Genomic DNA, 22,904 nt, shown 5'->3' with positions numbered 1-22,904 from the left:
TGTAACAAAAGTGAACGGTTTTGTGTAGTGCCAGCGGTTGTGAGTATTTTTGATATGAATGCGTGCTGACGGGAATAATTCATTGTAACTATCGTTTTGCTGAATTAATTCTGAAAATACATTGTTGCCGTAATTTTATAAACTGTAGATCGTGCTTTTTTTTGCCACAGGCTTTAAGATTTTCAGGAAGATTATATTTTAATTAATTGCCCGTCACAGATCGGGCAATTCGTGTCTTCACTTTTAGATTACGTTTTAGTATTCCGTTGAAAAGAAACTTATTTCAAGCGTGGGTTAGCGCAGGGCTGCGCCCCGTCGGGCGTTCGCTACGAGCAGGGATGATAAGTATATATAAATGAAAAACACAACAGCATTATCTGTAATATTCTTAGCAATAAGTCAGTTGGCGGGGTGCGTAATTTCTCCTGGCCAAACGTTAAGTTCCGCAGGCAAAAAAATAATTGCGCCGGCTGATCTCAATAATAGTTTAGATAAACAAATCGAAATTTATCCACTTACGCCCGGATTAATTGAGAAACTACGTCCCGCAGCAGCTAAATCTCAGGCAAATCCTAATCTTGATGAGCAGGTCAAAAACTGGGAATACCGTATTGGAATCGGTGACATCCTGACGGTCACCGTCTGGGATCACCCGGAGCTGACTACGCCCGCGGGACAGTATCGCAGCGCAAGCGATACGGGAAACTGGGTCAATGCCGATGGCACGCTCTTTTATCCTTACGTGGGTAAACTGCACGTGGCGGGAAAAACGGTTTCCAGAGTGCGCGAGGAGATCACCGCGCGGCTGGATAACGTCATTGAAAGCCCTCAGGTCGACGTCAGCGTTGCCGCTTTCCGTTCGCAAAAAGCCTACGTTACGGGAGAAGTGGCGAAATCTGGCCAGCAGGCCATCACCAACATTCCGCTGACGGTTATGGATGCCGTTAATGCCGCAGGTGGGCTTACTGCTGATGCGGACTGGCGGAACGTGGTGCTGACTCACAACGGTCAAGATTCCCGAATTTCCCTGTATGCCCTGATGCAGCATGGCGATTTAACCCAGAATAAGCTGCTCAACCCTGGCGACATCTTGTTTATTCCCCGCAACGATGCGCTGAAAGTATTCGTGATGGGCGAAGTTGTTAAACAGAGCACGCTGAAGATGGATCGCAGCGGCATGACGTTGGCTGAAGCGCTCGGCAATGCCGGTGGCCTGGACCAGAATATGGCTGATGCGACGGGTATTTTTGTTATCCGCTCGGTACGCGAGTCCGGGAAAATTGCGAATATCTATCAACTGAATGCAAAAGACGCTTCGGCCATGGTGCTGGGCACCGAGTTTCAGCTTGAGCCTTACGACATTGTCTATGTCACCACTGCTCCACTCTCCCGCTGGAATCGCGTAATAACACAGCTTGTTCCGACAATCAGCGGGGTGCATGACCTCACCGAAACGGTTCGTTATATCAGATCGTGGCCGCAATAATGTTCGAATCAATACTCGTGGTATGTACCGGAAATGTCTGCCGTTCTCCGATTGGAGAACGGCTTTTGCGCCAGCACTTGCCCGACAGACACATCACCTCGGCGGGAATACTCGGCCTTGAGGGGTATCCGGCGGATGAGTGCGCCCAGGACGTGGCCTGGCGGCATGGGATCTCCCTCGACGGTCATGTGGCGCGCAGGCTGACACGCAGGCTGATGCAGGGATCCGATCTCATCCTGGTTATGGAGCCGGAACATCTTCGCTTCATTGCAGCCATGGCACCGGAAAACAGGGGGAAGTCGCTGCTTTTTGGGCAGTGGCTGGAGCCGCAGGATATCCCAGACCCCTATCGTAAAAGCCGTGAAGCGTTTGAATATGTGTTCGGGCTATTGGGTAAAGCCAGCCAGGAATGGGCACGTCGTTTAGGACAGAAAGGAATAAAGCATTAATGTCGTCTTACACAACAGACAGTTATGGTGCAGGGGCACCCGAACAAAATGAAATCGATCTCGTTCGTTTGCTCGGCGAAATGATCGACCACCGCACGATGATATTGTGCGTGACTTTCCTTTTCACTTTATGCGCGGGCCTCTATGCCTGGGTTACGCCACCTGTTTATCAGGCGGATGCTATGGTGCAAATAGAAAGCAAACAGGATAACGGCCTGCTCAAAGGCTTGAGCCAGCTGGGCACCGATATTTCGCCGGATGTTGCCCCTGAAATTTTACTGTTGAAATCTCGCATGATCCTCGGCGAGACCGTCGACAAATTAGATCTGACGTATCAGGCAAAGCAGCGCGTTTTGCCTGTGGTGGGGCGTCTCTGGCAGCGTCTGCAAGGGCGTGGCCAGGGCAACATAACGTTAGGCGAACTCCAGATCCCGCAGGTGGAGGGCAAAGCGCAAGAACTCACGCTGACCGTACAGGAAGCGGGAAGGTATCACCTGACGGGCGAAAACATTGAGGCAGACGGCCAGGTTGGTAAAACGCTGGTTACGCAAGGGATCGTGCTGCGGGTGACTTCGATTGAGGCGACGCCAGGCACACAGTTTTCGCTTAAGTCGTTGACGCGCCTGGAGACGATCAATGCACTGAAGAAGCGTCTGACGGTCGTGGAATCGGAGAAACAGAGCGGTATTGTGACCTTAACCCTGACGGGTGAAGATCCTGACAAAATCGCCCGGGTGCTGAATGCGATAGCTGAAAATTATCTTCAGCAAAATATCGCGCGCCAGGAGGCTCAGGATTCGCGTAGTCTGGATTTTTTACAGGAGCAGTTACCGAAAATCAGAGCGGACCTGGATCAGGCTGAAGCGCGGCTGAATGCCTACCGGGCGCAGCGCGACTCTGTGGATCTGTCTTTAGAGGCAAAATCCGTCCTGGATCAGGTTGTGAACGTTGAGAATCAGCTAAATGAGCTGACGTTCCGGGAGGCAGAAATTTCCCAGCTCTTTAAAAAGAGTCACCCTACCTACCGTGCATTGCATGAAAAAAGACAAACCCTTGTGCGGGAACGGGATCGTCTTAATAACCGTGTGTCCTCGATGCCCTCCACGCAGCAGGAGATTTTACGCCTGAGCCGCGATGTTGAGTCGGGCCGCACGATTTATTTACAGCTTTTGACGCGTCAGCAGGAGCTGAATATTTCCCGCTCCAGCGCTGTCGGGAACGTGAGGATCATTGATGAGGCGGTTACACTCCCGGATCCGATAAAACCGCGAAAAGCGCTAATCATTGCGCTTGGCGCGCTGTTCGGGCTCATCCTTTCAATGGGGACCGTACTGGTACGTCAGGCGTTCAAACGTGGGATCACGCTTTCCGAACAGCTGGAAGCGCAGGGGATGCCGGTTCTGGCGACGTTACCACGTTCACAGTGGCTGTGGAGTAAAACGCATTTGCGCAGAAAAAATCCGTTTTCTCGTCGCTGGACACACAAAACCTCGGATGTACCTTTCCTGCCAGTCGATCGACCTGCTGATATGTTTGTTGAAGCGGTACGCGGGCTGCGAACCAGTCTGCATTTCACCATGATGGAGGCTGAGAATCGCATTGTGATGATTTCTGGCCCCACGCAGGACTGCGGAAAAACGCTGGTGGCGACGAACCTGGCGGCCATTGCCGGGCAGAGCGGTCAGCGGGCGCTGTTTATTGATGCGGATATGCGCCAGGGTTATGTGCATAATATTTTTGGCCTGGAGAACCGCCACGGATTATCCTGCCTGCTGGAAGGGAAGCGCGACTTTGGGGAGGTCATTCAGCATGCTGAAAAAGGGGGAATTGACGTCATCACCTGCGGCCCGGAACCCCTGCGTCCGTTAGAAATGCTGTTAAGCGAACGGTTCATTGACATCATGTCCTGGGTTAACGAGCAATATGACATTGTCATCATCGATACACCCCCAGTTCTTGCCGTCAATGATGCCGCGCTGGTTGCCAGAGCAGCCGGAACAACGCTAATGGTTGCCCGTTACGATAAAACCAGCGTGAAAGAGATGGAGAATACCGTTAAACGTCTACAGCACGTTGGCGTGAAGGTCAGCGGCACAATCCTCAACGATATTGTTAAATCCGCAGCGCTGTTTTACAGCTCGGGGTACAGCCAGTATGACTACGGTTATGCTTCGAGGAAAAAAGGATAGGGGCGTCAGGACGGGAAAATAAACCCTCTCCCGGATGGGAGAGGGAAAAGCATTACTTCGCCATCACTTCCTGCGCGGTACGCTCAACCAGAGACAGCAGGACTTTAACGTCCTCCAGCGTCACGGTTGGGTTCAGCAGGGTCAGCTTCAGGCAGGTGACGCCGTTATGCTCGGTCACCCCGACGTTTGCGCGGCCGGATTCCAGCAGTGCATCGCCAATTTTCTGGTTCAGCAGGGCGATACCGGCGTCATCCATCTGGGTCTGCGGACGGAAGCGGAACAGCACGCTTGCCAGCTGGGGTTGCATAACCAGTTCCAGAGCAGACTGCTCTTTTACGTAAGCCGCAACCTGCTGTGCCAGCGTCACGCCGTGATCGATAATTGCCGCGTATTGCTCCTGACCCAGCGCTTCCAGGCTCATCCACAGTTTCAGCGCGTCGAAACGACGGGTGGTTTGCAGAGATTTGGAAACCAGGTTAGGCACGCCCGCTTCTTCATCGAACTCAGAGTTCAGGTAAGCCGCCTGATAGCGCATCAGCTCATAATGACGTGCTTCTTTCAGCAAGAAGGCACCGCAGCTGATGGTCTGGAAGAACTGCTTGTGGAAGTCCAGCGTCACGGAATCCACCAGCTCGATGCCGTCCAGGTAGTGACGATACTGCTCGGACATCAGCAGCGCGCCGCCCCAGGCCGCATCAACGTGTACCCAGATATTCTGTTTCGCAGCCAGCTCGGCAATGGCACGCAGCGGATCGATAGCACCCGCATCCGTCGTGCCGGCCGTGGCCACAATCGCCAGGATCTGTTCGCCGTTCGCGTTGCACTGTTCGATTTTCGCCGCCAGATCGGTGAGATCCATGCGGGAGAATTCATCAGTTTTCACCTGCACCACGGACTGGTAGCCCAGACCCATCAGCGCCATGTTTTTCTGCACGGAGAAGTGGGCGTTTTCAGAGCACAGCACGCGAATTTTGCGCAGATCGCCCACCAGACCGTCCTGCTGTACCGAGTGGCCCTGACGCGCGAAGAACGCATCACGCGCCAGCATCAGGCCCATCAGGTTACTCTGGGTGCCGCCGCTGGTGAAGACGCCTGCGTCGCCAGCCTGATAACCCACGCGGGTACGCAGCCATTCGATCAGCTTGATCTCAATAATGGTTGCGGACGGGCTTTGATCCCAGGAGTCCATACTCTGGTTGGTGGCGTTAATCAGCACTTCCGCCGCCTGGCTAACCACCAGGCTTGGGCAGTGCAGGTGCGCCACGCACTGCGGGTGATGAACGGACAAACTGTCTTTCAGGAAGAACTCCACGGCGCGTTCAATCGCCGCTTCGTTGCCCAGCCCTTTCGGGTTGAAATCCAGCTTAATACGGTCGCGCAGCTCCGCGACCGTTTTGCCCTGGTACATCTCAGGTTGTTTCAGCCACTGCATCACAGCCTGAGTGCTTTGTTCAATCGCCTGCTGGTAAGCTTCAATGCTCTGGGCAGAGGAGAACAAAATTGGGTTTGAATCAGACATCGTAATCAACAACTCCGGTTACGCCGGGCGAACGCCCGCAGCAAGCAGTGCCTGCTCGAATTTATCCAGGAACACTTTCAGCTCGTCATCGCTGATCAGCAGTGACGGCAGCAGACGCAGAACGATACCGTTACGGCCGCCACGCTCCAGAATCAGGCCTGCTTCGAAGCACTTCTTCTGGATCAGTGCAGACAGCTCGCCATCGCCCGGGAAGCAACCCATGTGGTCGGCGGCTTCATGTGGCTTAACGATTTCAATACCGATCATCATGCCCAGACCGCGAACGTGGCCGATAACCGGATAGCGTTTCGCCATCTCTTTCAGCTGGCCTTTCAGCCATTCGCCCTGTGCGGCCACTTTGCCCGCGATATTCTGGTCTTTCAGGATCTTCAGCGTCGTCAGACCGGTTGCCATCGCCAGCTGGTTGCCGCGGAAGGTACCGGTGTGGTGACCAGGCGCCCACGCATCGAACTGCTTCTTGATACCGAGCACAGCCAGTGGCAGACCGCCGCCAACTGCTTTGGACATCACGATGATGTCAGGCTCAATGCCTGCGTGTTCGAAGGCAAAGAATTTACCGGTACGGGCAAAGCCAGCCTGAACTTCGTCGAGGATCAGCAGAATGCCGTGTTCCTGAGTCACTTTACGGATGCGCTGCAACCACTCAGCCGGAGCCGGGTTCACGCCGCCTTCGCCCTGAACAGCTTCCAGGATCACCGCGGCAGGTTTACGCACGCCGCTTTCAACGTCGTTGATCAGGTTATCGAAGTAGTAGGTCAGCGCCTTCACGCCCGCTTCACCACCGATACCCAGTGGGCAGCGGTACTCGTGTGGGTAAGGCATGAACTGGACTTCTGGCATCATACCGTCAACCGCTTCTTTCGGAGACAGGTTACCGGTGACGGACAGTGCACCGTGGGTCATACCGTGGTAACCACCAGAGAAACTGATGATACCGCTGCGACCGGTTACTTTTTTCGCCAGCTTCAGCGCCGCTTCAACGGCGTCAGCCCCGGACGGGCCAGTGAATTGCAGACAGTACTCTTTGCCCTGACCAGGCAACAGAGAGAGGAGGTATTCTGAAAACGCGTCTTTCAACGGCGTAGTCAGATCCAGGGTATGTAACGGCAAGCCGCTGGTAATGACATTTTGGATGCTTTTCAGCACATCAGGATGATTGTGGCCAAGCGCGAGGGTGCCTGCGCCTGCTAAACAGTCAAGGTATTCTTTATTATCTGCATCGGTGATCCACACGCCTTCTGCTTTCGTGATCGCTAAAGGCAGTTTGCGCGGATAACTCCTGACGTTAGATTCAAACTCGGCCTGACGGGCCAGATAGGTTTCGTTGCTTTTGTGGGCATCTACGGTGTCAATACGGACTTTATCCGTCATCATATCACTCCTACAACCGCCGCTTCGTTATGAGCAACGATTGAATAAAAAGTTAAAAAACAGATGGGGCCTGAAAAAAACGCCGCCAATATAGAGCCTTTTGTCACCGGGCTCAATGGTTAATTTGTTTACTGTTTTGTGACACAGGGCACAGGGGAGGGGATAACCTCATTTTCCGGCAAAAATATGCAGTTTATTCTCAATAAAAACAGTGGCTTATATATGGATTGTCAGCATTGTAAAATCAGATGAAAGAGTGTGGCAAATTGTGCGCCTGGCAGGCTAAAAGGAGGCGGAGAGCCTCCTTAGACTGTTTATTTTTGAGTAACGCGTAAAACGCCGTGTTCACGTCCCTTTGTTTTATTCCATGACGCGTCCGTAATACCGTTTTCATCCAGGCTTATCGATATCACAAAACCGTTACCATGGATCTCATAGAAATTCGCATTCAGACGTTTAACGCTGGCTTTTTTGCCGTTCACGGTAGCGCTAAAAAAGCCGTTAGAAAGGGTAGCGTTAACCGTATCCGACGAGAACGAGGCTTCGCGAAGGGGATCGTGAACGGATGCCGTTGGTTCGTGTTGTGCCGCGTTTTCCGCTTTGGTTTTGCTGATATCGCAAGATCCATCGCCAGCGCTAATTTGCGTGCATCCCGAGCGCTCTAACTGAGCACGATAGTGTGCGCTAATGGCGTGTGCAGGCGAAATACACCCAGCAAGTACGGCAGCGCTTAACACTAGCATCATTGATTTTTTCATTTTATCACCTTAAAAACGACACAAATAATAAGAAACGTACATAATGCCGATCCAGACCCCGACCGAAATAAGCAATAGATACAGGGCAGCTGAAATAAAAATGTGTTTGAGCATGTTATTGGCCATCATCATACTTTCCATCAGCGAAGTACTGTCGCCCTGAAAAGCTTCCTCTATTATGAATGTAGTCGAGTTACGTGTTTTTCTTAAAAGCCAATCCCGATGCCTGCGCCCATAGCAAGATCATTATTTGTAGAATCGCTTACGCCAGCTTTAACGATGGTGTTGCTACCAACGTGGAAGGATGCACCCACACTAACAGCTTGCTCGTCTTTAAAGCTACCTACACCAGCAGAGAACATGACAGCCTGATCTTTCTCTACTTGAGGCATAGAGGCGATAGCTACAGCGCTAGCAGCACCTGAACGGGCTTCTTTCTTATTGCTATCAACTTCATCTTTCAGGCTCTTGAATTGAGAGTTAGTGTTAACTTGCGCTTGTGCGAACACTTGTTGAGCAGCTTTCAGATCTTTAGCTTGTGCTGTAGTTTGGGTATTGAGTGACTTAACCAGATTGATAGTTTTAGTATCAACTTCTTTCTTAGTGATGGTAGTTGTGATTCCGTTAGAGCCAGCTTTACCTGCATCCCCTTTATCCCCTTTATCCCCTTTATCACCTTTAGCGCCAGTGTCGCCCTTATCACCTTTGATGGAATCTCCTTTATCTCCTTTATCTCCTTTCTCACCCTTAACACCTGGAGCACCATCTTTCCCAGCTATACCTTGTGCGCCTGTATCACCTTTTAAACCTTGCGCACCTGTAGCACCATCTTTACCATCGATCCCGTTTTTACCATCAACACCATCTTTACCATCTACGCCGTTAGTCGGCTTAGGAGCGTTTTCTAATGCTGTAAGGCGGGTAGAGTTATTACCAGCCATGATAAGAGCAGTGTTAGCGTTTGTATCGGCTTGATTAGCTGTATCTTGCGCAATCTGTGCTTTATCAGCAAGAAGCTGTTTAGCCCCTTGTAAGTCACTGTTGACGTTATCAATAGCAGAAGTATTAGCTGTTGCAGTAGTTAATGCACTATTTGCTGTTTGTGCATTACGCAGGATTTCAACGTGATCACTAGCCTGATTACCTTCAACAGTGGTAAGGCGTTTACCTTGCTCAATTACAACAGTATCAGAAGCCGCAATATGGGAAGCGTTTTTATCAGCTAATGTTTTAGCCTGATCCGCCGTATCTTGTGCAGTAGAAGCAGCAGAGGAAGCAGTATTAATAGCTGTATCTTGTTGACTATTTACCTGATTGATTGCAGGGATTTTGTTAAAATACACATCAGCAATATCATTCGATAGACCATCAACTTGACCTTGCAAATTACTATGTGCTGTTTCCAGATCCTGACCACTGGAAAGAACTACATCACTAGCGGGTGTAGCAGCTTTAACAACACTAGATAACAGGATGCCAAAAACAGTAATAGCCATTACTGATTTGTTAATACATTTCATTTGAAAGACTCGCATTAATTTAATTAAGTGGTAACTGTGCTGAACTATAAATAGTTTACGTTTGGGAATGTTGATCTAAATCACAGTTAGCACATATGGCTTAAATGGTTGGATGTGATATTAAAGGCATTTAAGCATTACAAAACAAGGGGTTGTATAGACACTGTGTTTCTAGATGTATAAGTTGATGTTTATAAATGAAATTATATTTCAAGTTCATTCAATGGATTTTTTAAATGTATACTTTGAATCATAATTCATAACTTTCATATGAAATTAACTTCAATTGAAGCTGAAAGTAAGCATTATGAATGAGGAAAAACGGGTTAATATAAGATTTTTAACAAAAAGTGCTATTTTTTAATAAAAGGTAAAAAAAGTAACAAAATCTGGCACCAAGACCTTTTCAAGTGTTGCTATAATTAAATATTAAAAGAGAATATTCACACAGGAGAGCAATGAATGAAAGTAAGCAAAGCTTACAAATTCATAAATACTTCAGGAGTTACTTATTACTCTTTGTAAATATGTTTTTGATTTTGACTTACTCGAATAAAACTTGTTTTATTCGTATAGGTAAGCAATTAAAGAAAGTTATTAATCTACTTTCTAATCCTTCTAATAACAACACAAATCATAGATTTGGTTGTAAGTAAAATCAAAACATTAAATTCAAAAACACCGATAGAGAAAAGCAAAAGCCAATAAAATTTATATAAGAGAGTTAGTTATTTCCCTTATCGTTCTCTTATGCCCTTTTACCTTATTGTGGTTTTCCCTCTTATCGGAATATTAAGCATGCGTTCAGCTTGCGAAATTATTTAATCATCCATATATATTTATACAAAGTAATCGTAAGCGCTTGCAAAGCTCCCTGTTATTTATGTATGGATGGATAAGTAATTTCAGGAACAAAAAACAATTATTGACAACCGGAATGTCTGATTGTTTTTAAGTTGGTGTTTATTATTAGAATATTTGCCAACTTTTTTTATTCGAGAATTAAGCTTCTCAAAACATGTTTGTGATCACGTTAGTGATAAAATAACGAAACCTCCTAATATGAAAGGAAGATCTCCAGGCGGGGAATCATCTAATCATTTAGGAGGTTTTTGTTTATACCGCCTGATAAACAAGGAAGTAAATATTATGCCAAAATCATCTATCACTATTGGTGATGTATTCATTACTAACAATTGTGGGTTTTGTACTGTCATTGATTATACAAACAAAGATAGCGTAACTATCAAATTTGATAATACAGGTTTCATTACAAAGGTTAGAGCAAGAAATTTAAAATCAGGACAAGTAAAAGATCCCTATGCAATCTCGGTTTGTGAGGTTGGTTTTATAGGAGTGGGTGTACCAACTACGATTAATGGAAAACTTACAAGAATCTATAGTTTATGGGTACATATGCTTACACGTTGTTATAGTGAAAAGTATCACTTAGATTTCCCTAGCTATAAAGGTTGTAGTGTTGCCCCTCGTTGGTGTTGTTTTGCTAATTTTGCTAACGACATCAAAACACTTGAAGGGTATGAAGATTGGTTAGATCCGCATAATAAAATTTGCCTCGATAAAGATGCAAAAGATCCAGGTAATAAACTCTATAGTATTGATACGTGTCGTTTCATTACCTCTTATGAAAACATTGCTGATGCTTCCTATCGTCGCTCTCATTGATTCCTTTCTGCCTTTCCTTATCGGTGCTCTTAGTCTTTTGTGTTCGCTCCTGCCTTGCGTGAAGAAGCGATGACCGGGAAGGCTTTAGCTTTCGACGGTCGCAAATGCTTTAGCTTTGCGGCCTACTTTCCTACGCTCAACATCATTAAGCGGTATACAAGCGGGTTAACACATTTCAGGTGCTTCATTATGTGATTTAGCTATTCCAGGTGTGATAACTGCTGTGATAAATACTGTGATAATTCGAAAAATCTTGCACCCTGCCTACGGCCCCGGTTACACTAAACACCTACAAATTGTTTGTGTGTAAATGATTGTTTTCTAAGTAATTTGACTCGGGGTAGTGTTCGCTTGAACATTTGAGAAATACCCGTATTACCTGATCTGGATAATGCCAGCGTAGGGAAGTCAGATGCCTACCCGGTCATCGCTTCTTTCCGCACGGCAGGAGCGAAACCATGCAGCCTGACCTGCTCGACTCACACGTTTTACATCAATTCCGAACCCGTTCCCCGCTCACGCACTGTATGACCAACGATGTCGTGCAGACCTTCACCGCCAACGTTCTGCTCGCGCTCGGTGCTTCCCCGGCAATGGTGATCGAAGCCGAGGAAGCGGAACAGTTTGCCGCGCTTGCCGATGCCCTGCTCGTCAACGTTGGCACGCTCACCGCGCCGCGCGCCCAGTCGATGCGTCGGGCTATTGAGAGCGCGGTAGCCGCGGGCACACCCTGGGTTCTGGACCCCGTCGCGGTTGGCGCGCTGGCGTTCCGCACCCGTTTTTGCCAGCAAATATTATCCCTTAAACCTGCGGCCATTCGTGGCAACGCCTCCGAAATCCTCGCCCTTGCCGGAATGAGTGCGGGCGGACGTGGGGTCGATTCCACCGATACGGCAGCGAGCGCGTTGACCGCTGCGCAGGCGCTTGCCCGCCAGACCCACGCCGTTGTAGTCGTCACAGGGGAAGTGGATCACATCACCGACGGCCAGCGAACCCGTACGGTCGCGGGCGGCGACCCGCTGATGACCCGCGTGGTAGGAACTGGCTGTGCGCTCTCGGCGGTCGTCGCCGCCTGCTGCTCGCTGCCTGGCGACAGGCTTGATAACGCGGCGGCAGCCTGCGGCTTTATGAAGCGCGCAGGGTCAGTTGCCCTGACTCAAAGCCGGGGGCCCGGCAGCTTTGTCTCCGCGTTTCTGGACGCGCTTTACGCGCTGGAGGAACAGGTATGACGCGCATTAATGCCTTGACTATTGCGGGAACCGATCCCAGCGGCGGAGCGGGGATCCAGGCAGACCTGAAAACCTTCTCTGCGCTCGGCGCATACGGGTGCTCGGTTATCACCGCGCTGGTTGCGCAAAACACGCGCGGCGTACAGTCGGTGTATCGCATTGACCCGGATTTTGTCGCCGCGCAGCTGGATTCGGTATTCAGCGACGTACGTATCGACACCACCAAGATCGGCATGCTGGCAGAGGCGGACATTGTTGAAGCGGTCGCTGAACGTCTCAAACACTACCAGATAAAAAACGTGGTGCTTGATACCGTGATGCTGGCCAAAAGCGGCGATCCGCTGCTCTCCGCCTCGGCTGTCGACACTCTGCGTAAAAAGCTGCTGCCGCAGGTTGCGCTGATCACGCCAAACCTGCCTGAAGCCGCCGCGCTGCTGGATGCGCCACACGCGCAAAACGAACGTGAGATGAAAGAGCAGGGGAATGCGCTGCTGGCGATGGGGTGTCGCGCGGTGCTGATGAAAGGCGGCCATCTTGATGATGCAGAAAGCCCGGACTGGCTTTTCACCCACGATGGCACGCAACGTTTCACCGCGCCACGCGTCCAGACCAAAAACACCCACGGCACGGGCTGTACGCTCTCGGCGGCGCTGGCGGCGCTGCGTCCTCGTCACGCCACATGGGCGGATACGGTGCAGGAGGCGAAGGTCTGGCTCTCGGGCGCGCTGGCAAAAGCCGATTCTCTGGAAGTGGGTCACGGTATTGGTCCGGTTCACCATTTTCATGCATGGTGGTAAGCCGTATACTGGCATGAAACTCATGCCAGAGAAAAACAGAGATGGAACAAGCGCATACCCGGTTAATTGCTCAACTCAAGGAACGAATTGCCGCACCGGACAACACGCCGCTGTATCTGAAATTTGCCGAAACGGTTAAGAACGCGGTGCGCAGCGGTGTGCTCGCGCACGGTAATATTTTGCCCGGCGAGCGCGATCTGAGCCAGCTGGCCGGAGTGTCGCGTATTACGGTGCGTAAAGCCATGCAGGCGCTGGAAGAGGCTGGCGTCGTTACCCGCGCGCGTGGATACGGGACGCAAATCAACAATATCTTTGAATATTCGCTGAAAGAGGCGCGCGGCTTTTCTCAGCAGGTGGTGCTGCGTGGCAAAACGCCCAACACCCTGTGGGTCAATAAACGCATCGTGAAGTGCCCGGAAGAGATCGCCCGCCATCTTTCCCTTGCGCCGGAAAGCGATGTGTTTTTGCTTAAGCGCATCCGTTACGTGGATGACGATGCGGTATCGATAGAGGAGTCCTGGGTACCGGTAGGATTAATTCCCAACCCGGACGACATTGGCGTCTCGCTTTATGATTACTTCCGCAGCCAGAATATCTTTCCGCAGCGCACCCGTTCCCGCGTCAGCGCCCGGATGCCGGACAGCGAGTTTCAGGCACATATCAAGATGGACGATAAGATACCGGTGCTGGTGATCAAGCAAGTCGCGCTCGATCAACAGCAGCGGCCAATTGAGTACAGCATCAGCTACTGCCGCAGCGACCTATACGTCTTTGTGTGCGAGGAGTAGGGCCTCGCGCGTGGGGGCGCAGTCTCCACCGCGATGGCTGACTACCCAGGCGGCCACGGCATTGCCAAGCTGCACCGACTCTGGCAGTGACCATCCCGCAGCCAGCCCGGCAAGGGTACCTCCCGCATGGCTGTCACCGGCGCCGATGGTATCGACCACGGTAGCAGGAAACGCCGGAACGTGTCCGGAAGCGTCACCGTCGTACCAGACCGCCCCGTCTTTATCATGGCGTACGATTAGCGCAGCGCCAAACCGTTGCTGCCACTGAGTGCCGAGCTGTTCCACGTTCACGCCAAGCCATTCGGCGGCAAGTTCCGCCTCCTGCCGATTGAGCGAGACAACCGGTTTACGGGCCATAATCCGCGCCATCAGCGGGTCGGGAATATCCGCGATGCGCGGACCGAAATCGATAAAGAGCGTCACATCCTGAAGACGTTCCACCCAGGCCGTCAGCAGCTCGCCGCTGGGCGACGCCAGCTGGTAGCCGGACAAATAGATCAGGCTTTTCTCCGGCACGCTTAACCCGTCCAGCCAGCGTTGCTGCCACTGATTCTCCACACCGCTAAACGACATGAAGGTCCGTTCACCGTCAGGCTCCACCAGCGCCAGGCACCAGCCGTTATCGCCCGTTTCCGCTTCCACGGCGCTGTGCAGATCCTGCTTCGCCATGGCGTTACGGATAATATCGGCCCACACGCCGTGGCCAACGGGAAGCGCGTTTTGCGCTGCAATGCCGAGCCGCTTGAGGGCGATGGCGATATTCAGCGCGCAGCCGCCAATATTCACTCCCTGTTGCTTCAGCTCGATATCACACCCGCGCCAGGGCAGGGCGTAGGCGTCGGCAATCACGTCGATGACCGCCGCGCCGAGCACCGTTACGGGGCGCGTAGCGTGAAGGGTTTCGAGACGGCGGGCAAAAGCACTCATACGCCCTCCCTTTGCTCCCGGAAGTGCAGTAGTTTTTCGCAGTAGCGTCCGAAATCAAGCTGGTTTACGGCATCAAGTTCGCTTTTAAGCGCCGGATCAATGGCCTGTACACCGTGCAGCGCGCCACAGATGGCCGTTGCCATCGCGCCGATAGTGTCCGTATCACCGCCCAGGTTAGCGCATAACACCGCGCAGCGGTTCGGATCGGTGCCCGCAAGTTCGACCATCGCAATCGCCGCCGGAACGGACTCCAGGGTGCTCGTGCCCGCGCCAATAAGCTGATAGATCTGCTCGCTGGCGGACTCCGTACCGTTGGCTTCGCGCACGGTTTTCAGGGCCAGCTCAATACGAGCGGAAAGCGATGCGCTGAAGGTGGTGGTGTTCGCCTCCTGTGCCGCACGGGCAATACCCGGCAGGGCATCGGCGATGTTCTGCCAGCGCTCGCCGTCGATAGCGCGTGAAACCGCCCACGCGATCACCACCGCACCGGCGATGGCGAGATCCGATTTATGGGTCGGGCTGGAGGCTAACGCAACCTGTTCAACAAAATGTGCCAGACGCGTGGCCGGTAGCAGGCATCCCAGCGGGGAGGCGCGCATCGCCGCCCCGTTGGTGACGCCGTTATTTTCCAGCTCGCTCACCGGCTTGCCGTCACGGATGGCGTTCAGGGCAATTTTGGAGGTCGGGCCGAGCACATTCTTATTGAACGCGTCAAAATCCAGCGCCCAGTCCAGAATATGCTTACCGATAACGTCAGGATTAATTTCCCCGTCGCATTCGATAATCGCGTCGGCCAGGCACAGCGCCATCGACGTATCATCCGTAAATTCGGCCTGATTAAAGTAGCAGGCGGCATTATTCTCAGCCGGGCCGGGTAAGAAACGGTCGATCCAGCCGAAGTGCGCTTTTACCCGCTTGCGCGGCCACAGTTCAGACGGCATCCCCATCGCATCCCCTAACGCCTGCCCGTAAAGAGCACCGAGAATACGGTCTTGTTTCATTTAACTTCCCCTCGTGTCAGCGCGGTATCGCCATCAACCACCTCAATTGCGGTGATATCTTTATCCGATTCGCGAAAAAACAGCATAAACAGCACGGCAATCACTACAATCATGATTGCACCAAACGTCCACATTCCGGCCCAGTTGAAGGTCAGCCCATTCACCGGCTCTTTATAGGCGAACATTTTTTCCATCATCACGCCGCCGAGACGGTAACCCAGCAGGCTACCAAAGCCCTGACAGCACAGCGTGATCAAGCCCTGCGCCGCGTTGCGCATATGCACGGGCGCTTTTTTATCCACGTAGATGTACGCGGTGACGTAATAGAAGTCATAGCTTACGCCGTGCAGCAGAATGCCGAGGAACAGCAGGGCGTAGGTGAAGTATTGTTCGGCACCGCCGTAAACAAAGAAGCCGTAGCGAATGGCGGCGGTGATCAGGCCCAGCAGCAAGACCTTCTTAATACCAAAGCGTTTGGTAAAGAACGGCAGAGCGAGCATGAAGAAGATTTCAGAGAACTGGCCGAGGGTCATCCAGCCGGTGGCGTTTTTCATCCCCACTTCGGTGAGATAGCCGTTGGCAAAGATGTAGTAGAAAGCCAGCGGCATGGCGAACAGGAATGAGCAGAAGAAGAACACCAGGAAGTTTTTATCGCGCAGCAGGATCAGCGCATCCAGCCCCAGCATCACTTTGATATCCAGCTTGCCGGTGCTCTTCGGCGGGGTATTCGGCAGGAAAAGTGCGAAGACGCCGAGCAGAAGGGAGCTGGCAGCGGTCATCAGCAGCGGGATATTGGTGTCAGAGATGTCGCTATAGCCCATCATCTGCGGCAGGAAGCCGCACGCCAGGCCGGATGCAATCCAGCCGATGGTGCCCATCACGCGGATGCGCGGGAAATCAGCCTCCACGTCATCGACGTTCGCAAAAGCGATGCTGTTCGTCAGCGCGATGGTCGGCATATAGGTCAGGGAGTAGGCCAGCAACAGCGGGAAGAAGGTGCTGAACTGGGTTTGCTGTGCTGCGAAATACATCAGAATCGCGCCAGCGAACATCAGCACGGCCAGCACTTTCTGGGCGGCGAAGAAACGGTCGGTCAGCGAGCCGACCAGGATAGGAGAGAGGATCGCGGCAATAGCGGTACAGGCATAGGACCAGCCAATTTCCCCGGCGGTAAACCCGCTCTTGCTCAGCCACAGCCACAGCGGCACAAACCACGCGCCCCAGATAAACCATTCAACAAACATCATGAATGACAGTTGGACTTTCGTTTTCATTTTTTAATCCTGCATGTCAGAGGTACGCATGTAACATACCATGTGATAATACCTTTTAAATACCTTTAAGGCGATTGTTTGATCAGTGTAACAAAAATGTTGTACATGAAACGAGCCAGCAGATTGTGCTTAAAAAAGTTGCAAATGGTGGAAAATAGGTTAAGTCGGTACCAGGCTTAGTCTGCCTGCAAAAACGTGGGCTTGGATCACACGCTCCGACATCATGTCGGACATACGGGAGCATCACTATGACTGATATTGCGCAGCTGCTTGGCAAAGACGCCGACAGCCTTTTACAGCATCGTTGTATGACCATTCCAGCCGACCAGCTTTATCTGCCTGGCCATGATTACGTAGACCGCGTCATGGTCGACAATAACCGTCCTCCTGCCGTACTGCGAAACATGCAGACGCTTTATAATACCGGCCGCCTGGGCGGAACCGGGTACCTCTCTATTCTGCCCGTTGACCAGGGCGTTGAACACTCTGCGGGGGCATCGTTTGCCGCGAACCCGCTCTATTTTGATCCGAAAAATATCGTCGAGCTGGCGATTGAGGCGGGCTGTAACTGCGTGGCCTCCACCTACGGCGTGCTGGCCTCCGTGTCGCGTCGCTATGCCCACCGCATTCCGTTCCTCGTTAAGCTGAACCACAACGAAACCCTGAGCTACCCAACCGAATACGACCAGACGCTCTACGCCAGCGTCGAGCAGGCGTTCAATATGGGTGCGGTGGCGGTCGGGGCAACCATCTATTTTGGTTCTGAACAGTCGCGTCGTCAGATAGAAGAGATCTCCGCGGCGTTCGAGCGCGCCCACGAGCTGGGCATGGTAACCGTGCTGTGGGCCTATCTGCGTAACGGCTCGTTCAAAAAAGACGGAGTGGATTACCACGTGTCTGCGGATCTGACCGGTCAGGCAAACCACCTTGCGGCGACCATCGGCGCGGACATCGTGAAGCAGAAAATGGCCGAGAATAACGGCGGCTATAAAGCGGTGAACTTTGGCTATACCGACGACCGCGTCTACAGCAAGCTGACCAGCGACAACCCGATCGATCTGGTGCGCTACCAGCTGGCGAACTGCTATATGGGCCGCGCCGGGCTGATTAACTCCGGCGGTGCGGCAGGCGGTGAAACCGACCTGACCGATGCGGTGCGCACGGCGGTGATTAACAAACGCGCGGGCGGCATGGGGCTGATCCTCGGCCGTAAGGCGTTCAAAAAATCTATGGCCGACGGCGTGAAGCTGATCAACGCGGTTCAGGACGTCTATCTGGACAGTAAGGTCACGATCGCTTAAGTCTTTTCCCCTCACCCTAACCCTCTCCCCAACGGGGAGAGGGGACTGTTCAGTGCATACGGGAAGAGGGCCGCCACCCGGCAACACATCAGCGCAAAAGCTGACAGTCCGGCGGCAACCGGCACTGCAACGCGCCGGGCAAAACTTCGATGCGGAATCGCTCGCCGCTGAGCGGCTCTCCGTCGAGGTTAAAGGTCATGCCGTGTGGGGCGATCACTTCAAACCACGCGGATTTCCCGTCGATGATATTGGGGCTCTCCTCTGGCTGCGTCAGCGTCGTAAACAGCGCCGGCAGCAGCCCGTCGCCGGTAAAAATACGCAGCTGTAATTGACCGTCGTTGATCAGCGCTTCCGGGCAAAGCTGCTGTCCGCCGCCTGCCTGACGCCCGTTGCCGATACCAATCACCAGCGCGTCGCCCTGCCAGTGGAAGTTTTCACCTTGGATCTCACAGCTGTCGGGCCTGAGCGTGTCCATGCGCATCAGACCATGGATGAGATACGAAACGCCGCCCAGCGCGGCCTTCAGTTTTTCCGGCGTTTCGCTGGTAATGCGGGTGCCGAACCCGCCGGTCGCCATATTGATAAAGCAGGTTCTTTCATTCACCTGCGCAATATCGACGGCGGTCGCTTTCCCGAGGATAGCCAGTTGCAGTGCTTTGCCTAAATCCTCAGGTATACCGGCGCTGGTGGCAAAATCGTTGGCGGTACCGAGCGGTAAAATCCCCATCGCCGGGCGAGCTGCGTCGTTGAGGTCAATGAGCGCACCGGCGATCTCGTTGATCGTTCCGTCGCCGCCGCCGGAAATGATGGTCTGAACACCTAACCTGATGCCCTCGTCGATGTAGCGCGCCGCATCGCCTTTTTCAAACGTTACTCGCACGTGTATGCATGCTCCGTCTTCACGCAATTCGGTAATCGCCTGGCGCAGCAGATCGTTGCCTGCACTCTTGCCGTTAAGAATTAATAAACTGTCTGGATAGGTTGCCATCCGGGTTGCTCCCTTTTTTAGCTATAGAAAGAGTGTATCCCAGAGAGGGAAAAAGCGGGTAAGAACAGGATGAAAGGCAAAAAATAAGCCCGCGTAAGGGCTTTGAAATCGACTAAAGAACCCCGTAGCGCTTACAATGCATACTACTGCCGCTCAATTGACTATTGTGGTCAACGTTTGAGGTGTGACATTGGCCTTGCCTCGATTTTGAGCTGCTTACGCCAGACCCGATTATGTAGCGTTAGCGCAATGGAGCGGTAAAAAATCGATGAATTCATCCACATAATGTTCAGAAAGAAACATCCCAGCCCCAGCAAAGAGGTTATTTGCGGTGTGTAGTTCTCAACAGGGCCGAATAAAAGCGAAATCCCCGTCCAGATGAAATAAATGATGCTCATTATGCCTGTCAGCGTAATGACGAAAATATGCAGTTTATATCCAGGTAAAGAACCTCGTGTAGTCAGAAACATCGTGCTCATCACTACCAGACAATACACAATCGCTGCAATGAATACTCCCATCATAACCTTAAATTCGGGTAAGCCGAGCCAGCGAAACAGCAACAACCAGAGGGATACTTGCAGCATGGCGTAGCAAAAAATAGCCAGTAACGTGCTCACTGCCAAAGGAATTCCTGTCATATGGACGCCCACAGGAACGCCGAACCGATCTTTTAACTGTTCTTTTAATGTTTCAAGCTGGTTGGGATCATCGGTCGCCATTTTACTTTTAACCAAAGCACTTAATGCAAGGCTATCTTTAATGTATTTCATCATGGACGGGTCAATAACTTCCTGTAAATGAAAAAGACTGAATTAAACCAAAAATGTATTTACCCGTTTGTGCAACATTCTGTGGATTTCTGATATTTCCTGAGATGGCACTTCCAACGAAGGCAGAAGAATTTGAAATGGTATTCAGCAACTCACGCTGTAAGAGCAACTGCAACGCTTCTGACGGATAACGTTTGGGATACACGCCTGCCTTCATTGCTGCTTTTACACCTGAATTCGAGATGCCGGGATTGCGGATACGAATAATCTCCTCTGTTAATCGCGTACGGTCGGCCCGGCTCATTTTTTGTAATAAGGAGAGCAAACTCTCAGACGATGAACGGTTAAGAAGGCGATATGTTAATGCAGCGCTTTTTAAACCCGCAGCAGCCCCGGCAAGAGAAATCGCATCCAGGGCTGTGTTGGTTGCTGTATACCACTCCTGGGAGTCCATCCACGCAACGTAGTCATCGTGATTCATAGCAATCAACGATAGTCGGCCAAGCCCATTTGCACATTGAATTCCAGTTGCTACACCACCTGCTAAAATCACAGCGGCTATAGCACCGGAAGACCCTGCAGTGAGAGGTATAGCCATACCGGCCCCTGCCGCAAGTACAACAGTAAGAATTGCGGCTCCGCAGGAAATTGCCGTTGAACCAATTTCAGTCGCCAGGGAAGGGGACTGAATCGTAGCCGTTGTTGCGTGAACGGGGTTAACTTGTGAGGCATTTACTTTGGTTATGACTACATGACTAACCGAGCTTTCGTTTGGTGTCGCAATCCTTCTTGATGGCCGTACTAGCCACTGACGTGTACCGTCTGAGTAGATAATCCCGGCCTGGCTAAAATTTCTGCTGCAGTCCAGTTGACCTGCAAGTGCTGTGAAATTTATATCGCCGCCAGAGGCAAGACCAGGACTGCGTGCGAGTTCGTAATCTGGAAGATCCTTTGAAAGTTGTCCTGTGAATGTCACTTCATCTCTCCGTCCGTGTGAAGCATTGATTGTTAATAAATCAAGAGTAAAGGTCCTGTTAACACTTAAAATTAGGAATGTTCCGAATAGTGTTCATCCCTCTCAAATCCATTAAAAAATGTGTTTAGGCTCCTTTGTTCGTTCGATTTGCTTAGATGATACGCCTAATGCTGACACAAACCTTTCCCGGGTCAATGCAACGCCATATTTATCAGGGGGAAAAATTTCAGGAGTTAACAAAAAAATAAGCCCGCGTAAGGGAGATTACGCAGGCTAAGGAGGTGGTTCCTGGTACAGCTAGCATTTATGGGTTATGTTTTTCAGCGGGGGGATAATACCCGTATTGAACGAAGCGGTATGTGATCCGATTCTAAGAATTATCCCAGCGTGAAAAAATCCCGTTGATTGACTATTTGCCGTGCGGATTTCGGGTATTTTCACCTTCAAAATTGCGCATCAGCAGCGCAAACTCCAGCTCTACTTCTTCAGGAACCGGCAGCCAGACCACATGGCCGTCGCCAGGTGCGACCTCAATCGCCTCACCTTTTTTGTTTTCCAGATGCTCCAGGCGGAAGTTCATGTTGCCCTGCGGTGTCATCAGCTCCAGGCTGTCGCCTTTGGTGAATTTGTTTTTTACGGCGACGGCGGCCAGCGGGCCTTTACGCTCGCCGGTGAAGTCGCCTACAAACTGCTGGCGTTCGGAAATCGAATAGCCATGCTCGTAGTTCTGGTAGTCGTCGTGGGTATGTCGACGCAGGAAACCTTCGGTATAACCGCGATGCGCCAGGCCTTCCAGCGTTTCCAGCAGGCTGGTGTCGAACGGTTTACCGGCGGCGGCATCGTCGATGGCTTTGCGATACACCTGCGCGGTACGAGCGCAGTAGTAATAGGACTTGGTGCGGCCTTCGATTTTCAGGGAGTGCACGCCCATCTGGGTTAAACGCTCCACGTGCGCGATGGCGCGCAGATCCTTCGAGTTCATGATGTAGGTGCCGTGCTCGTCTTCGAAGGCGGTCATGTACTCACCCGGACGTTTGGCTTCTTCGATCATAAACACGCTGTCGGTAGGCGCGCCGATACCCAGCGTTGGCTCAACGTTGGTGACCGGGATCGGCTCGTGTTTATGCACGATGTTACCGATGTCATCCTCTTTGCCTTCCTGAACGTTATATTCCCAGCGGCAGGCGTTGGTGCAGGTGCCCTGGTTCGGGTCACGCTTGTTGATGTAGCCAGAGAGCAGGCAGCGGCCGGAGTAGGCCATGCACAGCGCGCCGTGAACGAAGATTTCGATCTCCATATCCGGCACCTGGGTGCGGATCTCTTCGATCTCTTCGAGAGACAGCTCGCGAGACAGAATGACGCGGGTCAGCCCCATCTGTTTCCAGAATTTCACCGTTGCCCAGTTGACGGCGTTAGCCTGCACCGAGAGGTGAATGTCCATATCAGGGAAGTTCTCCCGAACCAGCATGATTAAACCCGGGTCCGACATGATCAGTGCGTCCGGCCCCATCTCCACGACCGGCTTCAGGTCACGAATGAATGTTTTCAGCTTGGCGTTGTGCGGCGCGATGTTCACCACCACGTAGAATTTTTTGCCCAGGGCATGCGCTTCATTGATGCCGAGCTGAAGATTCTCGTGGTTGAATTCGTTGTTACGCACGCGCAGCGAATAGCGCGGCTGGCCCGCGTAGACGGCGTCGGCGCCATAGGCGAAAGCGTAACGCATATTTTGCAGCGTTCCCGCCGGGGAAAGGAGTTCCGGTTTAAACATGTTTGTTCTCGTTCTGATGACAGGTCAGATCCGCGTGCACCAGGTGCAGCGGTAAGGGGAGATCCCCCACTTTAAGGGCG

19 protein-coding genes and 1 riboswitch are annotated in these 22,904 nt (G+C 51.9%); of the genes, 8 read left to right on the top strand and 11 right to left on the bottom strand.

The window, feature by feature from the left end; all coding sequences use genetic code 11:
• Positions 1-355 precede the first annotated feature (355 nt).
• From ACQG0S_RS14560 to ACQG0S_RS14550, 3 genes are read left to right on the top strand one after another with little or no spacing between them, the layout of a single operon-like run.
• Positions 356-1,486: a polysaccharide export protein gene (locus ACQG0S_RS14560; RefSeq protein WP_022648671.1), complete on the top strand. Its 1,131-nt coding sequence runs from the start codon at positions 356-358 to the stop codon at positions 1,484-1,486.
• Positions 1,486-1,935, top strand: a complete 450-nt coding sequence (locus tag ACQG0S_RS14555) for a phosphotyrosine protein phosphatase (RefSeq protein WP_022648670.1) — start codon at positions 1,486-1,488, stop codon at positions 1,933-1,935. The genes ACQG0S_RS14560 and ACQG0S_RS14555 overlap by 1 nt, the downstream gene beginning before the upstream one ends.
• Positions 1,935-4,124 carry a polysaccharide biosynthesis tyrosine autokinase gene (locus tag ACQG0S_RS14550; RefSeq protein ID WP_058646974.1) on the top strand — a complete coding sequence of 730 codons (2,190 nt, stop codon included), beginning with the start codon at positions 1,935-1,937 and terminating at the stop codon, positions 4,122-4,124. The genes ACQG0S_RS14555 and ACQG0S_RS14550 overlap by 1 nt, the downstream gene beginning before the upstream one ends.
• A 52-nt stretch (positions 4,125-4,176) precedes the next feature.
• Here the strand turns inward: ACQG0S_RS14550 and ACQG0S_RS14545 are convergent, their stop codons facing one another.
• The 4 genes from ACQG0S_RS14545 to ACQG0S_RS14530 form a co-directional block, all read right to left on the bottom strand.
• Positions 4,177-5,643, bottom strand: a complete 1,467-nt coding sequence (locus ACQG0S_RS14545; RefSeq protein WP_038416407.1) for a pyridoxal phosphate-dependent decarboxylase family protein — start codon at positions 5,641-5,643, stop codon at positions 4,177-4,179.
• A gap of 18 nt (positions 5,644-5,661) precedes the next feature.
• On the bottom strand, positions 5,662-7,038 hold the full coding sequence (locus tag ACQG0S_RS14540) for a diaminobutyrate--2-oxoglutarate transaminase (protein ID WP_032623920.1): 1,377 nt from the start codon (positions 7,036-7,038) through the stop codon (positions 5,662-5,664).
• Positions 7,039-7,349: 311 nt separating this feature from the next.
• Complete coding sequence (locus ACQG0S_RS14535; RefSeq protein WP_022648666.1) at positions 7,350-7,793, bottom strand: hypothetical protein; 444 nt, start codon at positions 7,791-7,793, stop codon at positions 7,350-7,352.
• A gap of 206 nt (positions 7,794-7,999) precedes the next feature.
• The gene (locus ACQG0S_RS14530; RefSeq protein WP_063137686.1) at positions 8,000-9,289 is read right to left on the bottom strand and encodes a YadA-like family protein; all 1,290 of its coding nucleotides are present in this window, start codon (positions 9,287-9,289) and stop codon (positions 8,000-8,002) included.
• 969 nt (positions 9,290-10,258) lie between these two features.
• On the opposite strand from ACQG0S_RS14530, the gene ACQG0S_RS14525 reads away from it, so the two are divergent.
• The 4 genes from ACQG0S_RS14525 (at position 10,259) to ACQG0S_RS14510 (ending at position 13,813) form a co-directional block, all read left to right on the top strand.
• Entirely contained in the window at positions 10,259-10,999 is a 741-nt protein-coding gene (locus ACQG0S_RS14525) for a hypothetical protein (RefSeq protein ID WP_123906485.1), read from the top strand.
• Between the two features lie 326 nt (positions 11,000-11,325).
• Positions 11,326-11,422: riboswitch (TPP riboswitch) on the top strand.
• A gap of 35 nt (positions 11,423-11,457) precedes the next feature.
• The gene (gene thiM, locus ACQG0S_RS14520; RefSeq protein ID WP_023306588.1) at positions 11,458-12,228 is read left to right on the top strand and encodes a hydroxyethylthiazole kinase; all 771 of its coding nucleotides are present in this window, start codon (positions 11,458-11,460) and stop codon (positions 12,226-12,228) included.
• Complete coding sequence (gene thiD, locus ACQG0S_RS14515) at positions 12,225-13,025, top strand: bifunctional hydroxymethylpyrimidine kinase/phosphomethylpyrimidine kinase (RefSeq protein WP_023300565.1); 801 nt, start codon at positions 12,225-12,227, stop codon at positions 13,023-13,025. Before thiM ends, thiD begins: the two co-directional genes overlap by 4 nt.
• Before the next feature lie 41 nt (positions 13,026-13,066).
• Positions 13,067-13,813: a GntR family transcriptional regulator gene (locus ACQG0S_RS14510; protein WP_022648658.1), complete on the top strand. Its 747-nt coding sequence runs from the start codon at positions 13,067-13,069 to the stop codon at positions 13,811-13,813.
• On the opposite strand, the gene ACQG0S_RS14505 is transcribed toward ACQG0S_RS14510, so the two are convergent.
• Genes ACQG0S_RS14505 through ACQG0S_RS14495 form a run of 3 tightly spaced genes read right to left on the bottom strand, consistent with a single transcriptional unit; the run spans position 13,787 to position 17,015 of the window.
• The gene (locus tag ACQG0S_RS14505; RefSeq protein ID WP_023306586.1) at positions 13,787-14,740 is read right to left on the bottom strand and encodes a PfkB family carbohydrate kinase; all 954 of its coding nucleotides are present in this window, start codon (positions 14,738-14,740) and stop codon (positions 13,787-13,789) included. The genes ACQG0S_RS14510 and ACQG0S_RS14505 overlap by 27 nt on opposite strands.
• On the bottom strand, positions 14,737-15,741 hold the full coding sequence (locus tag ACQG0S_RS14500; protein ID WP_023300562.1) for an ADP-ribosylglycohydrolase family protein: 1,005 nt from the start codon (positions 15,739-15,741) through the stop codon (positions 14,737-14,739). The genes ACQG0S_RS14505 and ACQG0S_RS14500 overlap by 4 nt, the downstream gene beginning before the upstream one ends.
• On the bottom strand, positions 15,738-17,015 hold the full coding sequence (locus ACQG0S_RS14495; RefSeq protein ID WP_063137685.1) for a nucleoside permease: 1,278 nt from the start codon (positions 17,013-17,015) through the stop codon (positions 15,738-15,740). The genes ACQG0S_RS14500 and ACQG0S_RS14495 overlap by 4 nt, the downstream gene beginning before the upstream one ends.
• Before the next feature lie 248 nt (positions 17,016-17,263).
• On the opposite strand from ACQG0S_RS14495, the gene fbaB reads away from it, so the two are divergent.
• Positions 17,264-18,316 (top strand): class I fructose-bisphosphate aldolase, encoded by a 1,053-nt coding sequence (gene fbaB, locus ACQG0S_RS14490; RefSeq protein ID WP_022648654.1) that lies wholly within the window; start codon positions 17,264-17,266, stop codon positions 18,314-18,316.
• An 88-nt stretch (positions 18,317-18,404) separates the two neighbouring features.
• On the opposite strand, the gene yegS is transcribed toward fbaB, so the two are convergent.
• The 4 genes from yegS to yegQ form a co-directional block, all read right to left on the bottom strand.
• Complete coding sequence (gene yegS / locus ACQG0S_RS14485; protein WP_063137684.1) at positions 18,405-19,304, bottom strand: lipid kinase YegS; 900 nt, start codon at positions 19,302-19,304, stop codon at positions 18,405-18,407.
• Between the two features lie 170 nt (positions 19,305-19,474).
• A complete protein-coding gene (locus tag ACQG0S_RS14480) occupies positions 19,475-20,080 on the bottom strand; it encodes a hypothetical protein (RefSeq protein ID WP_023306583.1) in 606 nt (201 codons plus the stop codon).
• Positions 20,081-20,087: 7 nt separating this feature from the next.
• The gene (locus tag ACQG0S_RS14475) at positions 20,088-21,053 is read right to left on the bottom strand and encodes a hypothetical protein (protein ID WP_063137683.1); all 966 of its coding nucleotides are present in this window, start codon (positions 21,051-21,053) and stop codon (positions 20,088-20,090) included.
• Between the two features lie 409 nt (positions 21,054-21,462).
• Positions 21,463-22,824, bottom strand: a complete 1,362-nt coding sequence (yegQ, locus tag ACQG0S_RS14470; RefSeq protein WP_038416385.1) for a tRNA 5-hydroxyuridine modification protein YegQ — start codon at positions 22,822-22,824, stop codon at positions 21,463-21,465.
• Between the last annotated feature and the right edge of the window lie 80 nt (positions 22,825-22,904).

This window comes from Enterobacter cloacae complex sp. 418I7 (genome assembly GCF_050030705.1).
GTDB classification, from domain to species: Bacteria; Pseudomonadota; Gammaproteobacteria; order Enterobacterales; family Enterobacteriaceae; genus Enterobacter; species Enterobacter intestinihominis.
This window is presented reverse-complemented; position numbering and strand designations above follow the sequence as displayed.

Excerpts from the sequence above, each read along its gene's own strand:
- ACQG0S_RS14560 (WP_022648671.1), top strand. The coding sequence starts at position 356 with ATGAAAAACACAACAGCATTATCTGTAATATTCTTAGCAATAAGTCAG.
- ACQG0S_RS14555 (WP_022648670.1), top strand. The coding sequence starts at position 1,486 with ATGTTCGAATCAATACTCGTGGTATGTACCGGAAATGTCTGCCGTTCT.
- ACQG0S_RS14550 (WP_058646974.1), top strand. The coding sequence starts at position 1,935 with ATGTCGTCTTACACAACAGACAGTTATGGTGCAGGGGCACCCGAACAA.
- ACQG0S_RS14545 (WP_038416407.1), bottom strand. The coding sequence starts at position 5,643 with ATGTCTGATTCAAACCCAATTTTGTTCTCCTCTGCCCAGAGCATTGAA.
- ACQG0S_RS14540 (WP_032623920.1), bottom strand. The coding sequence starts at position 7,038 with ATGATGACGGATAAAGTCCGTATTGACACCGTAGATGCCCACAAAAGC.
- ACQG0S_RS14535 (WP_022648666.1), bottom strand. The coding sequence starts at position 7,793 with ATGAAAAAATCAATGATGCTAGTGTTAAGCGCTGCCGTACTTGCTGGG.
- ACQG0S_RS14530 (WP_063137686.1), bottom strand. The coding sequence starts at position 9,289 with ATGGCTATTACTGTTTTTGGCATCCTGTTATCTAGTGTTGTTAAAGCT.
- thiM (WP_023306588.1), top strand. The coding sequence starts at position 11,458 with ATGCAGCCTGACCTGCTCGACTCACACGTTTTACATCAATTCCGAACC.
- thiD (WP_023300565.1), top strand. The coding sequence starts at position 12,225 with ATGACGCGCATTAATGCCTTGACTATTGCGGGAACCGATCCCAGCGGC.
- ACQG0S_RS14510 (WP_022648658.1), top strand. The coding sequence starts at position 13,067 with ATGGAACAAGCGCATACCCGGTTAATTGCTCAACTCAAGGAACGAATT.
- ACQG0S_RS14505 (WP_023306586.1), bottom strand. The coding sequence starts at position 14,740 with ATGAGTGCTTTTGCCCGCCGTCTCGAAACCCTTCACGCTACGCGCCCC.
- ACQG0S_RS14500 (WP_023300562.1), bottom strand. The coding sequence starts at position 15,741 with ATGAAACAAGACCGTATTCTCGGTGCTCTTTACGGGCAGGCGTTAGGG.
- ACQG0S_RS14495 (WP_063137685.1), bottom strand. The coding sequence starts at position 17,015 with ATGAAAACGAAAGTCCAACTGTCATTCATGATGTTTGTTGAATGGTTT.
- fbaB (WP_022648654.1), top strand. The coding sequence starts at position 17,264 with ATGACTGATATTGCGCAGCTGCTTGGCAAAGACGCCGACAGCCTTTTA.
- yegS (WP_063137684.1), bottom strand. The coding sequence starts at position 19,304 with ATGGCAACCTATCCAGACAGTTTATTAATTCTTAACGGCAAGAGTGCA.
- ACQG0S_RS14480 (WP_023306583.1), bottom strand. The coding sequence starts at position 20,080 with ATGATGAAATACATTAAAGATAGCCTTGCATTAAGTGCTTTGGTTAAA.
- yegQ (WP_038416385.1), bottom strand. The coding sequence starts at position 22,824 with ATGTTTAAACCGGAACTCCTTTCCCCGGCGGGAACGCTGCAAAATATG.